We start from the raw sequence: 14676 nt of genomic DNA, 5'->3' as shown, positions 1-14676 counted from the left end.
GTTCCGAGTCTAGGCGGCGGCGATGACCATCCCTGTGTCACGGCTTCAGGAAGTCGCCGAGCTGCTGGTCCAGTGCGGGCGCGAGCGTCCGGGCGAACTGTGCGCTGACGTGGTTCATGTCGAGGTAGACCGCGATATGGCCGATGACCACATGGCATGTGCCCTGCGGGCAAATCCAAGGCGTGAAGTCAACGAGCCTCATCCGCCCGCCGTATGCGGTCACGGGGTTCTCTGCGGCGAGCGCACCGGCAACGGGGAAATCGCACGGCAGACGCTCGACCGCGCACGTGAAGTAGTTCGTCACGGCCGAACGCGGCGTGTCGCGCAGTCCGACGACGGGTATGCCCGCGCCATCGAATCCGTCGAGGAGATCGTCCAGTCCCGCGATCATCTGCTCGTCCGGGCTATCCATGGCAGCCGCGGTCACCACCGTGAACACCGCGTCCGGATGAATAGCCGCGATGTGATCCAGTGCGGCCGTCTGCCACTCGTCGCAGCGCATCTCTTCCGTCGCCACGGGGTGATCCGCCGCGAGCGAGCACCACGGTCGGAAGATCATGACGATTCCCCAGCCCCGCTGTTCGGCGACCGCTTGCACAGCGGACGTCATCTGCTGTGCGTGCGAATTGCCTATGACGACGACGACGCGCTGCGCGTCTTCCGCGTTCGAAGTCTGACGGCAGTGCTCCTGGACGAGGTCCGCCTGCGACGCGAAACGTCCGGTGCAATCCAGGTCAAGCGAGGTCCAATTGTCATCCCACGGCGTGTTCGCGCCCGGGACGACAGGAATCTCATCGTCGACGGTCGCCACGCCTGGCTGCCCCTGCGCCCCGGTGTACGCCTGTTTGTGATCCTGCTGCAGAGTCGCCACATGCATCGTCGTTCCCCACTGCCAGGGAACGAGGACCGCAGAAACGATCGCAGCGCAAGTGAGGATCACCACGGCATTCCGCCATCCGACGCCGCGCTCGCCGGCGCGCAGTCGGAGGGGGCGTTCCACCAAGACGGTTACGAGACGCGCAAGTGCCAGCGAGATCGCGATGATCGCCGCACCGTCGAGGAACGACGCCTGGGGCCGCTCCCGCACGCTCAGCCAGAGGATGAGCACCGGCCAGTGCGCCAGGTACAGCGCGTAGGCGTCGCGCCCGAGGAACAGCACGGGCCGTGTGGCGAGGAATCGGCCGGGGCCGAACTCTCCGAGTTCGGGGTGCTCGCCCTTCGGGCGGGTTCCCGCGACGATCACCAGTGCCGCCGACACGATCGGCCAGAGCGCCAGGTACCCCGGGAATCCGCCGCGGACGTCGATCACCATGCCGCAGACCACGATACCCGCCAGCCCGATCCAGCCCAGCGCCGCGCGCAGGAACCGGTTCAGCCGCAGGAGCGGAACGACGAGCGCAAGCAGAGAACCGGCCGCGAACTCCCAGAGCCGCGCACCGGTGTCGAAATAGGCGAAGGTCTGCAGATCCACGGTCTCCCAGATGGAGAACGCGAGCGATCCCGCGAACACCAGCCCGAACAGCCATGCCATGACCGTCGTCGTGGACTTCTTGGTCCACCGCACGAGGAGAGCTCCGAGCAGGAACAGCACGGGCCAGAGCACGAAGACCTGCCCCTGCACGGACAGTGACCAGAAGTGCTGCAGCGGGGAGGCAAGGGCGGAATCGTGGGCATAGTAGTCGACCCCATCGATCGCGAGCACCCAGTTCTGCACATAGCCGAGGGATGCCCACCCCTCTTTCCAGAGTTGAGGCCACGCAGTCTGCGGCAGCAGCAGCCAGCATGCGCCCAATGTCGCCGCCAGGACGACCGACGCCGCAGGCATGAGCCTGCGGAACCGGCTCAGCAGCAAGGAGCCGACCGCGAGCGGCTTGCCCGCGTCCATCCTGCGCACGAACGAACCCGTGAGGAAGAAGGCCGAGATCATCAGGAAGACGTCGACGCCACCGGACACCCGCCCGATCCAGACGTGGTACACCACGACGAGGAGGATCGCGACGGCACGGAGTCCGTCGATGTCGCGACGGTAGCCCGGAGCCTGCGGACGCACGGCGCTGTGGCGCACCGCCGCGGCCCGCGGGGCCCGTCGGGATTCTGCGTCGACCGTCATGCCAGCTGGTTGTTCCACATCGACAGGGCGGATCCGATGGCCATGTGCATGTCGAGGTACTGGTAAGTGCCGAGGCGTCCGCCGAAGTGCACGCCCGCCTCGCCCTTGCCGAGTTCGCGGTACGCGAGGAGTCCCTCGCGGTCGGTCGACGTGTTCACCGGGTAGTAGGGCTCGTCACCGCGCTCCGCGAAACGCGAGAACTCGCGCATGATCACGGTCTTGTCCGTCGGGTACCGGTCGGCCCGCTCGGGGTGGAAGTGCCGGAACTCGTGGATGCGCGTGTACGGCACGTCCGCATCCGGGTAGTTCATCACGCTCGTGCCCTGGAAGTCGCCCACGTCGAGGACCTCCTGCTCGAGGTCGATCGTGCGCCAGCCCAGCTCGCCCTCGGCGTAGTCGAAGTAGCGATCCACCGGCCCGGTGTAGACGATCGGCACCTGCCCGACCGTCGCCTTCTTGTTCAGCGGCTGCGACTCGTCGAAGAAGTCCACGTTCAGCTTCACGTCGATGTTCGGGTGATCCGCCATGCGCTCCAGCCACGCGGTGTACCCGTCGGTGGGCAGCCCCTCCCACGTGTCGTTGAAGTAGCGGTTGTCGTAGTTGTAGCGCACCGGCAGGCGGCTGATGATCGAGGCAGGGAGCTCCCTGGCGTCGGTCTGCCACTGTTTGGCGGTGTAGTCGCGGATGAACGCCTCGAACAGCGGGCGGCCGATGAGCGCGATCCCGCGCTCTTCGAGGTTCTTCGCCTCGTGCGCATCGAACTCGCCCGCCTGTCCCGCGATGAGGATCTTGGCCTCGTCGGGCGAGTAGGCGGAACGGAAGAACTGGTTGATCGTGCCGAGGTTGATCGGCAGAGGATACACCTCGCCGCGGTGGGTCGAGTACACCCTGTGCACATAGCTCGTGAACGTGGTGAACCTGTTCACGTACTCCCAGACGGTCGGGTTCGACGTGTGGAAGAGGTGCGCCCCGTATCGGTGCACCTCGATGCCCGTGGTCGGCTCGTCCTCGCTGTACGCGTTCCCGCCGATGTGATGACGGCGGTCGATGACGGTGACCCTGCGGCCGGCCGCCGCAGCCCGCTCTGCGATGGTGAGGCCGAAGAAACCCGACCCGACGATGAGGAGGTCCATGTGTGAAGCCCTTCTGCGCGGCGCGACTCGGTCGCCACACGCCCTGCGACCATTCGGGATCGATCGCAAAACACGTCAATCCTACGTCTTCGACTCGACGAACCGTGGATCGGCCCTGCTCGTGCGGGCGGTCGTCGAGCGCCGCGTTCGGGGCGCTGTCCTCCGCTCCGGATCCGGCCCGACGAGAGCGCTGCGCTAAAGTCGATGCCGGCTCGCGTCTTCGCGGGCCGAGTTTCGCACGACGTCGCGTCGAGCGCCGCTGAGCACGTCGGAACGTCTGAGGAGAGCATCGATGTCAGAACATGTCCTGATCACCGGCGGGGCCGGCTTCATCGGAACCCGCTTGGCCTCACGGTTCGTGCGCGACAATCACACGGTCACGGTCCTGGACTCACTCATCCCGCAGGTGCACGGCGAGGATCCCGCCACGACATCGACTCTGCTGCGCTCTCTCGACGGGATCGCAGACGTCATCGTCGGAACCGTGACGTCGAAGGAGGATCTCCGGCGCGCCCTTCACAACGCGACGATCGTGATCCATCTCGCAGCTGAGACGGGCACGGGCCAGTCGATGTACGAGATCGACCGCTACGTGGACGCCAATGTGGGCGGAACAGCCAAACTGCTCGACATCCTCGCCAACGAGGAACACACGGTCCGCCGCATCGTGATCGCCTCGTCCCGGTCCATCTACGGGGAAGGAGCGTACGAAACCTCGAGCGGTCGGCGCGTGTACCCCGAGCATCGGGCCGACGCCGACATGGCAGCAGGCGACTTCGAGGTCCACGCGCCGGGCGAAGGCGCGCTGCGACTCATCCCGACCGACGAGACGGCCCTCGTCCACCCGTCGTCCGTGTACGGCATCACGAAGCAGATGCAGGAGTCTCTCGTCATGACGGTAGCTCCCACCACCGGCGTCGAGCCCGTCTCCGTGCGCTACCAGAACGTCTACGGTCCCGGTCAGTCGCTCAAGAACCCCTACACCGGCATCCTGTCGATCTTCTCCACGCTGATCAGGCAGGGCAAGGAGATCAACATCTTCGAAGACGGCGAGGAGAGCCGTGACTTCGTGTACATTGACGACGTCGTCGAGGCGACGTACCTCGCTGCGACCGCTCCCGCGGCGGCGGGCAGGATCTTCAACGTGGGATCCGGCGTGGCCACGTCCGTCAACGAGGTTGTCGCCGCGCTGTTCGCCGCCTACGGTACGGAGGTGCCGACGCGCATCTCCGGGAATTACCGCCTCGGCGACATCCGTCACAATGTCGCCGACACGAGCGCGCTGCGCGAGATCCTCGGCTTCGCACCCACCGTCGCCTTCGAGGACGGCGTGAAGCGGTTCGCCGAGTGGGTGCTGACCGAGCCCGTCGAAGCCGACGGATACGAGCGCTCTCTGAAGGAGATGGCCGAGCGCAAGCTGCTCAAGTGACGGCCGGCGGTGTCGGCCGGGGGTTCGCCTCGCGGCGCAGGCGACACCCGTACGTCACTCCGCCTTGGCGTAGATCTCCCGCCAGAAGGCCTCCCCCGCGAGCTCCCGCGCCGCATCCCGGTAGCGCCGCGAGAGCGTACGCCAGGACCACCACAGCCGGATCCGGAGTCCTGCCGAGCGTCGGAGCAGCGTCAGGGCCTCTGACACCGAGCGACGCAACAGGAAGTACCCGGAACCGGATGCACTGCGCAGCCGCGCCTCGTCGAGGAGTCCCAGTCGCCACCACTTGCCCGAAGCCCTCGCCACCGTCTCAGCCTCTCCCTCGCCCCGTCTGACCGGCGCGAGCTGGTGCATGACCACCCGGGCGAGCCGCCGCGCCTGGGCGACTGCGCCGCGCGGAGCGGACTCCTCGCGCCGCGGCACAGGCGCATCATCCGCATCCGGACGGACGGCCTGGCCGGCATCGGCCAGGATCCGCTGGGCCCTCGCCCTTCCGCCACGCAGGGTCGGGGCCAGATGCTCAGGCCCGAACAGGATGTCCTCCAGGGCGACGTTGCGCAAACGGACGGACCCGTACTGCAGGCACAGCAGATGGTTCACGTCTTGCGTCCAGGTCGACCACAGCACCCGCCGAGGACGCCGTTCGTGCACTAGAGCAGTCACGAGCCTGTTGCGCAACTGGAAGTAGGCCTGCCAGTCCAGCCCATCATCCTTCGACGTCCACGGAACGTGCCACAGAGCCACGCCGGGCACCGTGACCGTTCGATGTCCGGCTGCCGCGGAGCGGAGACCGAACTCGGCGTCATCCCATTTGATGAAGAGCGGCAGCGACGCACCGACGGCGCGCACCACGGCCGTCGGCACGAGGCACATCCACCATCCGTTGAAGTCGACCGGACGGAACCGGCGCAGTCCCGGCGTGCTCTCCAGAGGCCGAGTCGAGAGATCTGCGGCGGAGAGCTCCGGTTCGGTCGAATGCCACCACATCCGAGAGCGATCCATCTGCTCGCCCATCGAATGCAGAACCGTGGGTTCGAGCATGCTGAGCATCTGCGCGCCGAGCACAGGATCGTCGACGGCCATCGAGGCGAGGATGTGCAGACGCCGGATCGATTCCGGCTCGATCCGCACGTCGTCGTCCAGCAGCAGCACATGCGTCGCGCCGGTGTCGAGAGCCTCGATCATTCCGCGGCTGAAGCCCCCCGAGCCGCCGAAGTTCTCCTGCACGATCACCCGCAGTGGCGCGCCGTTGCGCAGTGACCCCTCCGGCGCGTGCGGAGCGATCGGATCCGTGCCCTGGTCGACGACGACGACGTGCGCGAGCACCTCTGCGAGCTCCGCATCGCCGAGCGACTGCAGAAGCCGCGCGCAGTCGTCGACACGGTTCATCGTGGTGATGGCCACGTCCATCCGGACTGGTCGAGATGGAGCATTGATGTGCCACTCGGCGGCGCTCACCCGAACGGGCTCTGGGCCCGTCTCGACCTCCAGCCAGACCCAGGTCAGGCCCTCAGGGAACACCCCGGAGTCGAGCATGAGCGCGCCGGAGCCCCGTGCCTCGGCGAGTGCGAACGGCACGCCGGCAGCGGTGACCCCACGGAGTCGATGCGTCCCTCCACCCTCAGCGCGCAGATGCAGCACGGCACGGTCGATACCGGCGACGGACGCCCAGATCCCCGCCGGGAACGCGTTGAAATAGGTCGCGAAAGACACACGCCCGCCCGCGGGCACCCGGACGGCACGGCGCCCCTCCACCACCGCGGCGCCACGCACGTACAGCGCGTCGACGTCGACGTCGGCGGCGAACCCGCCCACGGGGAACACCAAGCGCTGGGCGACGACCTCGGTCTCAGCGCCCACGGAACCGGCGCCATCCTCGCCGGGCGACCTCCGTGGCTCGCTGTCCGAGCGAGGCGTGCTCGGACAGCTGGCGCTCGACCTCGTCCCGGATGTAGCGCGACAGATAGAGCATCAGCCCGTCGCCGTGCGCTGCAGCAAAGGCGCGCAGCGCCTCATCGCGGATCATGCGGTCGTACCGGTCGTGCTCGTCCGCGAGCACAAACATGCTATTGCCGAGGATCCCCTCCACGCCGCGACGCTGCATCCAGTAGGCACCCACACGCTCACGGAGGTAGCCGATCGGATGCAGACGCAGCACGCGGAGGTTGAACTCCCAGTCCTCGGCCGCGTGCACGTCCTCACGATAGAAGCCCACCTCGTCGTGCAGCGCGCGACGGTAAACGTAGGCGATCGGGACGAATCTGTTGACCTGGAGCACGTCGGCATACGTGATGCGAGCCATCTCGCCCCAGAAGGGCTCGCGCCCCGTCTCGACGAGCCGTTCGCCGTCCACACGCTCGTAGACGATCTCGGTGCGGCTCACGACCCCGGCGTCCTCCGGAGCCCCGAGCAGCCACGCGACCGCATCCGCAAGGAAATGCGGTGCCCACAGATCGTCGTCGTCGTGCAGGACGACGAACTCCGTGGACAGCGCACGTACGCCCGCGTTCGCCGCCGCCGAACGGCCCAGTCCCGCGGTACGGTGGATCACCGCGGCCCGGGAGCCGAGCTCCGGGGATAGCATCGCCACGATCCGGTCCACGGGCGCGGGATCTCCCCCGTCGTTCACGACAACGACGGTCCAGTCGGCGAAACTCTGCCGTGCGATGTCGCGCAGCGCCCGTTCCAGGAAGACCGGCCGATCCTTGGTTCTGACGACGATACCGACTCGAGCGGACGTTTCAGGCAAGAGATTCTCCTGTGGGAACCGGGGCTTCGGTGCTCGAAGGCTACCATCTCCCGCTGTCGCATCCCTGGGACCGCATAGACTCCGAAGGGTGCTGACCCGCCTCCGAGGACTCTGGCGCGCCGCGCGCTCCCTGCCCGCCCTGAGTGCGGTGCTACTCGCCGCCGACCGGTTCTGGTGGGCGCGCACGATCCGCCGCGCAGACATCGTCGACGCGGAGTTCACGTCAGGCCAGCTCGGCCGGCCCGTCACGGATCGGCAGGCGATCCGCGCCTACGTCGGCGGCGGCTTCCGTTCAGGACTGTCCCTGAACCCGCTGTTCTCGGAGCGTTTCGTCTCCGCGCAGTTGCCGGATTCCGACCGCGTTCCGGCGATGTATGCGTATCTGATCGCGGATCAGACCGAGATCGAGACCACCCTCGCCTGGGACGCCCCGGCGCATGCGCGCTCCGACCGGATCTGGTCGAATGCACTGGGCGGAGTGCTCGGCAGCGCGTGGCGCACGCTGCGCTCGGGCGGCGCCGTCGTGCTCCGCGGGGGGACGACCGTCGATCTCGGCGCCCTGCACGCGGCCGCGCTCGGCCTGGCGCACCATACCGTTCGTGCACGGGATTCATCGCCGCGCGCCGTGCTGCACTGGTGGCTGGACGGCGACGACGCCGACGGCGAGGGCCTGCGCGGCGCCCTGGAAGTCCTGCGCGAAGACCACACCGAAGGCGCCGCGGAGGGAGGCCTCCGGCTGATCCTCGACGTGTCGGAAGCGCCACGGAACGTACGCGTGCTCGCCCGTCTCCTCGCCCTCGGAGACTCGCGCATCCGCATCGTCGAGAACGAGGGATCGGACTCGGCCGAGCAAGGATCCGGGGCCGTCGTCATTCGCCGCGCCCCGGGGGCCGCGATCACAGCCGCGTCGATCCGGTTCCTCGCGGACCAGGCACGGCTCGGGCCGGTCGCACCGGTGTGGATCTCGCCCGAGGGTTCCATCTCTTCCGCCGGCGTGCTCGTGGAGGAAGGCCATGCGTATCGGGCGCTGCGGGGGTTCCCCCGCGAGGATGCCGCCGCCGCAGGCGCCGAACTCCTCGTCGCCGCCCTCGACTCCCCCGTCGTGGCGGACATCGCCGGCGACCGTCGTCCTCCACGCACGCTCCTGGGGGAGACGGTCCTCGGCGCCGACGTCGACCGGGCCCCACGTGCGGTCGGAGACCCGAATGAGGCGCTCCCTGGCGTCGTCCCGCGGGGCCTGCGCCGCGCGGGATGGACCACCACCGAGGACGGCGCCCGCCCACGCTACGACGCCGACCCCGGATCCATCGCCCTCCCGGACGGCACAAGGGTGCCGCGTCTGCGCTGGGCGATCAAGACCGCGGCCCCCGCAGGGCCGCGGGGCGAATCATGGGGGGAGACGCATTTCGCACGCTCGCTCGCCGCCGCGCTCGAGCGGCTCGGTCAGTACGTCGCGGTCGACTCCTTCCCCGCGCTGAACCGCGCGTCGTCCGAGTACGACGAAGTCGTCTTGTGCCTGCGCGGACCGCATCCGCTGCCCGCGCAGGACGCCCGGCACCGGCTGCTCTGGATCATCAGTCACCCGGATGAGATCACCGCGGAGGAGCTCAACGGGTACGACCGCGTCTTCGCCGGCTCCACGGCGTGGGCGCGCATCGCGGCCCAACGCTTCGGCGTGCCGATCGCTCCGCTCCTGCAGTGCACGGACGCGCGCAGATTCCACCCGTCGGGAGTCAGGCGCGGCGACGATCTCGTGTTCGTCGGAACGGCGCGCGGGATCGCCCGCCCGGCGGTCGTCGTGCCCGTACGCGCCGGGCGGCGCATGCGGGTGTACGGGCCTGACTGGCGCGGCTACATCCCCGGATCCGCGATCGCGGGGACTCATCTGCCGAATGACGAGGTGCCTGCCGTGTATGAGTCGGCCGGAGCCGTTCTCAACGACCACTGGCCAGCGATGCGCCGCGAGGGGTTCATCTCGAATCGCCTCTACGACGTCGTCGCGGCCGGCGGGCGCGCGATCAGCGACGACGTCGAGGGCATCGCCGAGATCTTCGGCGGCGCGGTCCGGCAGTTCCGGGATGAACGGGAATTGCTGGCGTTGACGGACCAACCGCTCGACGAGCGCTTCCCGCCGGATGCGGAACTCGCGCAGATCTCGGAGAGGATCCGACGAGAGCACTCCTTCGATGCACGCGCCAGACGCCTGGTCGACACGATCCTGGACGCGAGCGGGGAGGTCCGCTAGCGCCTCCAACCGAAGGCCGCATGCCAGGAGGCCCCGATGAGCGGCCCGCCGATGAGCCCGGCGACCGTTCGCGTCCCGATATCACCGGGGAACACCGCGACCAGCACCACCGAGAGGACGCAAGCAAGCACCCATCCGGTCGCGAACACGGTGTGCCGCTTCGCCGCGAGCACCGACGCGCCCGTCACGGTCAGCACGCCGAGGCATCCGGACGCGCCCACAAGGAAGCCGAGCAGCATTCCGTCGAGTGCGAACCCGTCGCCGAACAGCCATGCGAAGACGGCCTCCCCGCAGAGAGCCGCCAGGAACGCGGCAAAGGCCGTGAAAACGGCGAGACAGCCGATCAGGAGCAGCGCGAAGCGGATCGAGGCGCTCCTCGATGATGCGCTGAACCGGGTGATGAGCATGCTCTGCAGCGCCGTGAGCGGAACCAGAATCGGGGCGCGCGTGAGCGTGAGCGCGAGCACCACGGCACCAAGCGCGGCGCGATCCCCTCCCCCGAACAGCGCCAGGACGACGGGGAATCCGTTCACCAGCACCGCGTTGGCCGCCGAGGCCACGACCGTCCGCGCCACGTTCGCCGTGAGCCGGCCGTAGCTCTCTCCGACGACCGAATGACGCGCGATCCCCGACCGCCAGAAGAGCGCGACCACGACAAGCGACAGGGGGAACGGGACGGCGACCGCCCAGCACAGGGCCGTGGTGTCGGCGCCCGTCAAGAGCACGATGCCCACGAGCACGAGACGGCTCACTCCGTCGACGAGCGGCACCAAGGCGAAGCCGCTCCAGTTCGCACTGCCCGCGAGGACCCCATTGACGGCCGCGACGCCGACGTAGGAGGCCACGGCGATGGCGAGCGGGAACGCCCAGACCGTATGTCCTGCGCCGAAGACGGGCTCGGCCCAGAGCGGTCCTGTGGCCGCGAGGATGGCGAGCGCCCCGCCGCCGAGCACGACGGCGAAGTGCACGAGCGACGCCCCGCGGCGCGACGTGTCGCGGGGCACCGCATCGGCGACAGCCCGCGTCGCTTCCTGCTGCACGCCGAACAGCACCCCGACGAGCATGAACAGCGCCGCCCAGAACACGGAGAACGACGCGTAGCCCGCGGGTCCGAGAGCGGGAGCCACGATGAGAAGGATGACGAAACTGCTCGCGGCCGATATCGCCGTGGCGGCGAGCACGAGGGGCAATCCACGGCGAGACGTCACGGGCACGGCGTCCGCATCAGCCGTCATGATGTGCGCTTCCTCGATCGTGAGCCGGGAGCGGCATCCAAGGGACGTCGCCTACCATGATTCGGAACCCACCCCGCAAGTATGCCAGCAGTCCAGGGTTCCGGGAGGGCGCGAAGTGAACGTAGGCACGATCGACATCATCATGCCTTTCTACGGGGACCCGGCGCAGTTCAAGGAGGCGGTACTCAGCGTGCTGGCGCAGGACGACCCCGACTGGCGACTGGTCGTGCTCGACGACTGCTACCCCCATTGGAACCCGTCGTCCTGGCTCGCAGACCTGCAGGAACCGCGCATCACCTACGAACGGAACCCGGAGAACCTCGGAGTCAGCCGGTCCTTCGATCGCTGCATCGACCTGGCGCGAAACGACTACCTGGTGATTCCGGGATGTGACGACCGCTTCCTGCCCGAATACATCTCGACGGTGCGGGCGCTCATAGCGCGCTTCGATCGGCCCGAGTACGTGCAGCCCCGCGTCGAGGTCATCGACGACCGTGGGACGCACGCGACCCCGCTCGCCGACCGGGTCAAGGCGCTCATCCAACCTCGTCTGTCCCAGGACACGGTGCTGTCAGGCGATGCCGTGGCGACCACGCTGATGCGCGGGAACTGGTCGTATTTCCCAGCGATCTGCTGGCGCGTAGACGTCCTGCGTACCTTCCATTTCTCTGACGAGTACGAGATCGTCATGGATCTTGCGCTGCAGCTCGACATCCTTCTCGACGGCGGGCGATTCGCGCTCTCTCCGACCACCGCGTTCCAGTACCGACGGCACGCGGCGAGCGCATCGTCGTACACAGCGACCGATGGCACCCGGTTCGTTGAGGAGCGCGACTTCTATCGCGCAGCGCGATCCCGGCTGCGAGTGGCCGGGTGGCGTCAGGCGAGTCGGGCGGCCGGCGCGCGGATAACCTCTCGCCTGAACGCTCTCTATCAGGTTCCCTCGGCCCTTCTGCACGGCGATCGTGCAGCCGTGTCGCTGCTTCTGCGTCACGTCCTCACCCGGTGAGGGCGCACGAGCGCTCAACGGCGCCACTATATGATTGCTGACATGACCTACCCCCTCGAGCAAGTGCTGGTCGTCATGCCGGCCTTCAACGAGGAAGCGGTGATCGGACAGGTGATCTCCGAAGTGCGTGTGACGCTTCCGGGAGCCCAGGTCCTCGTCGTCAGCGACGGGTCCACCGATCGCACCGTGCAGATCGCCCGCGGCGCAGGCGCGCGCGTGTTGGAACTGCCCTTCAACCTCGGGGTCGGCGGTGCGATGCGCCTCGGGTTCCGATTCGCGCTGGAGAACGGAATCCCCGTGGCGGTTCAGCTCGACTCGGACGGTCAGCACAATCCTTCTGACGTGCCCGCGTTGGTCGCCCGACTCGACGAATACGATGTCGTGATCGGCGCCCGCTTCGCCGGCGAAGGCGATTACGAGGTCCGCGGGCCGCGACGGTGGACGATGCGATTCCTCTCGGCGACGCTGAGTCGCGCTCTGGGCACCCGCCTCACCGACACCACGTCGGGGTTCAAAGCACACGGTCCGCGCGCCATCGCGCTCTACGCTCATGACTTCCCCGCCGAGTACCTCGGCGACACCATCGAGTCGATGGTGACCGGACATCGAGCAGGTTTGCGCTTCACCCAGATCGGCGTCGCGATGAGAGAGCGCGCAGGAGGCACTCCCTCGCATAATCCGGTGAAGTCAGCGATCTACCTCGGCCGTGCGTTCTTCGCCCTGGTTATCGCGTTCCTCCGTCCCCGAGCATGGTCGGCGCCCGCTGCATGATCCTCACCCGCTATCTCGTCGGCATCGTAGGCGCGCTGCTGATCCTCATCGTCGTCATCGAGCTCCTCCGCCGTGGGCGTCTCCGAGAGCGCCACACGATCTGGTGGCTGATCGCCGGAACGTTGAGCCTGCTCTTCGCGCTCTTCCCGTCCATCCTCGAGGGTGCGGCCAGGATACTCGGGATCGATGTCCCGGTGAATCTCGTCTTCTTCGTGAGCATCGTCGTACTTTTCCTGGTCTGCATCCAGCAGGCGACCGAACTCACCCAGGCCGAGGAGAAGACGCGCACGCTGGCGGAACGCGTCGCGTTGCTGGAGGATCGGGTCGGTGAACTGGAGCAGCGCGGCGCGCCCTCCGACCGAGGTCCGCAGGGCTGACAGTCAGCAGCCGAGCCGACACCAGGGCCGAGCCATGGCCTCACGCACGAATGGACTGAGATGACCGATCCGACGGCCCCACCCGCCGCGGAGCCGCGCACCGCGAGCCCCGTCACCTCTCCGGCCCGAAGGTCCGCCATCAGCGCCCTCGTGGTCGCCGCGCTCGCGTTTCTCGCGCTGCTCGGCTGGGCATTCGCGTCTCCAGTCGGCGCAAGCCCGGACGACAACTTCCACCTGACCAGCATCTGGTGCGCACAGGGCGAGCGCGCTGGATTCTGCGAGGCCGGGGCGAGCGCCGACCAGAGAGCGGTTCCGGCCGAGGTCGCGTGGTCCTCGGCCTGCTACGCCACCAGGCCCGAGCACAGTGGTCGGTGCGACCTGCCGCTCACGGGCATGGTAAACACCGGCCACGGCAACTTCGAGGGACTGTATCCCCCGGTCTACTACGCCACGATGAGCGTCTTCGTGTCCTCCGACGTGCAAACCTCCGTGCTGCTGATGCGCATCTTCAACTGCCTTCTCGCTGTGGCTCTGATCACCGCGGTCTATCTCCTGGTCGATGACCGGCTCCGGCGGCCTTTGCTCTGGGGGCTGGCCCTCACAAGCGTTCCGACCGGCATCTTCCTCATCTCCAGTGTGAATCCGAGCGGCTGGGCGATCGTTTCGGCGACAACGCTCTGGGTCTCGCTCGTCGGCTTCATACGGGCTCCGAGCCTCGCGCACCGAATCGCGCTGGGCGGGCTGGCCCTGCTGTCGGCTTTGATGGGGGCCGGATCCCGTGGCGACTCGGCGGTCTTCGTGGCGTTCGGCGCCGTCCTCGCAGCCGTCATCGCCTTTGAACGCAGCCGGCGCTACCTGTTGCTGCTGATTCTTCCTCTGATCACGGTGGTGATCGGTGCCGCCTTCTATCTCAGTTCGAATCAGGTCGGTTCCGCCCTCGACGGAGAGATGGCCGGGCAGCGCCCCACGAGTGTTCACTTCGTCGCAGACATGCTCCGAACCCTGCTGAACATCCCGAAGCTCTGGGTCGGGAACTTCGGCACCCAGGCCCTGGGCTGGGGCGACGTCGCGCTACCGGCGGCCGTCTGGTTCATCGCGCTCGCGCTCTACGCCGGAGTGGCATTCTGGGGTCTGTCTCGCACGCGCAAGCTGGGCACGAGCATCGCGACCGTGCTCGCGGGCGTCGCACTGGTGATGGTGCCGAGCCTGATCATCGTGCAGAACGGGGTGGAGGTCGGTGTGCTCGTCCAGCCGCGCTACATTCTTCCGCTTCAGATCCTGTTCCTGGCGATGATCCTGCTCGACAACGGTCGCGTACCGCTCACGATGACGGGACTCCAGCGCTGGGTCATCATCGTCGGGCTCTCCGCCGCGAACGGGATCGCCCTCTACAAGACCTTCCGGCGCTTCCTGACGGGAACGGGTTATCCGGGCATCGATCTCGATCAGAACGTGCAGTGGTGGTGGCGCGGCCTGGCCGTTTCCCCGGACGTCTTCTGGATCGTGGGCACTCTCGCGTTCGCGGCGCTGCTGTTCTTCGCATCCCGCGGGCTGGTCCGCCGCCCCGCCCCGGACACGCTCGCTCTCTGATCGAGAGTCCTCGCACCGGATGAGAAGT

The 14676-nt window shown here is 67.9% G+C and carries 11 protein-coding genes; 6 read left to right on the top strand and 5 right to left on the bottom strand.

Features of this window, described 5'->3' with window-relative positions:
* Window positions 1–37 precede the first annotated feature (37 nt).
* Window positions 38–2110, bottom strand: coding sequence for an acyltransferase family protein (locus ACFC1J_RS07160; protein WP_375903852.1), 2073 nt, complete (start codon window positions 2108–2110; stop codon window positions 38–40).
* Window positions 2107–3243, bottom strand: coding sequence for a UDP-galactopyranose mutase (gene glf, locus ACFC1J_RS07155; RefSeq protein WP_375903850.1), 1137 nt, complete (start codon window positions 3241–3243; stop codon window positions 2107–2109). The genes ACFC1J_RS07160 and glf overlap by 4 nt, the downstream gene beginning before the upstream one ends.
* 292 nt (window positions 3244–3535) lie before the next feature.
* Between glf and ACFC1J_RS07150 the strand changes: the two genes are divergently transcribed.
* Window positions 3536–4672 (top strand): NAD-dependent epimerase/dehydratase family protein, encoded by a 1137-nt coding sequence (locus tag ACFC1J_RS07150; protein ID WP_375903849.1) that lies wholly within the window; start codon window positions 3536–3538, stop codon window positions 4670–4672.
* 54 nt (window positions 4673–4726) lie between these two features.
* On the opposite strand, the gene ACFC1J_RS07145 is transcribed toward ACFC1J_RS07150, so the two are convergent.
* Window positions 4727–6532, bottom strand: coding sequence for a glycosyltransferase (locus tag ACFC1J_RS07145; RefSeq protein WP_375903847.1), 1806 nt, complete (start codon window positions 6530–6532; stop codon window positions 4727–4729).
* Window positions 6522–7421 (bottom strand): glycosyltransferase family 2 protein, encoded by a 900-nt coding sequence (locus tag ACFC1J_RS07140; RefSeq protein ID WP_375903845.1) that lies wholly within the window; start codon window positions 7419–7421, stop codon window positions 6522–6524. Before ACFC1J_RS07140 ends, ACFC1J_RS07145 begins: the two co-directional genes overlap by 11 nt.
* A gap of 88 nt (window positions 7422–7509) precedes the next feature.
* Here ACFC1J_RS07140 and ACFC1J_RS07135 point away from each other — a divergent pair, with 88 nt between their 5' ends.
* Complete coding sequence (locus ACFC1J_RS07135) at window positions 7510–9666, top strand: hypothetical protein (RefSeq protein ID WP_375903843.1); 2157 nt, start codon at window positions 7510–7512, stop codon at window positions 9664–9666.
* On the opposite strand, the gene ACFC1J_RS07130 is transcribed toward ACFC1J_RS07135, so the two are convergent.
* Complete coding sequence (locus ACFC1J_RS07130) at window positions 9663–10901, bottom strand: hypothetical protein (RefSeq protein WP_375903841.1); 1239 nt, start codon at window positions 10899–10901, stop codon at window positions 9663–9665. The two genes, ACFC1J_RS07135 and ACFC1J_RS07130, sit on opposite strands and share 4 nt — an antisense overlap.
* A 142-nt stretch (window positions 10902–11043) precedes the next feature.
* On the opposite strand from ACFC1J_RS07130, the gene ACFC1J_RS07125 reads away from it, so the two are divergent.
* From ACFC1J_RS07125 to ACFC1J_RS07110, 4 genes are read left to right on the top strand one after another with little or no spacing between them, the layout of a single operon-like run.
* Entirely contained in the window at window positions 11044–11910 is an 867-nt protein-coding gene (locus tag ACFC1J_RS07125) for a glycosyltransferase family 2 protein (protein WP_375904480.1), read from the top strand.
* Window positions 11911–11952: 42 nt separating this feature from the next.
* Window positions 11953–12681 (top strand): glycosyltransferase family 2 protein, encoded by a 729-nt coding sequence (locus tag ACFC1J_RS07120; protein WP_375903839.1) that lies wholly within the window; start codon window positions 11953–11955, stop codon window positions 12679–12681.
* Complete coding sequence (locus tag ACFC1J_RS07115; protein ID WP_375903837.1) at window positions 12678–13058, top strand: DUF2304 domain-containing protein; 381 nt, start codon at window positions 12678–12680, stop codon at window positions 13056–13058. Before ACFC1J_RS07120 ends, ACFC1J_RS07115 begins: the two co-directional genes overlap by 4 nt.
* Before the next feature lie 60 nt (window positions 13059–13118).
* Window positions 13119–14648, top strand: a complete 1530-nt coding sequence (locus ACFC1J_RS07110) for a DUF2142 domain-containing protein (protein ID WP_375903835.1) — start codon at window positions 13119–13121, stop codon at window positions 14646–14648.
* The last annotated feature ends 28 nt before the right edge of the window (window positions 14649–14676 follow it).

The organism is Microbacterium sp. NPDC056052 (genome assembly GCF_042266785.1).
In the GTDB taxonomy this organism is placed as follows: domain Bacteria; phylum Actinomycetota; class Actinomycetes; order Actinomycetales; family Microbacteriaceae; genus Microbacterium.
Note: the sequence above shows the minus strand (reverse complement) of the source record. Positions and strands in the feature narration are given on the sequence as shown.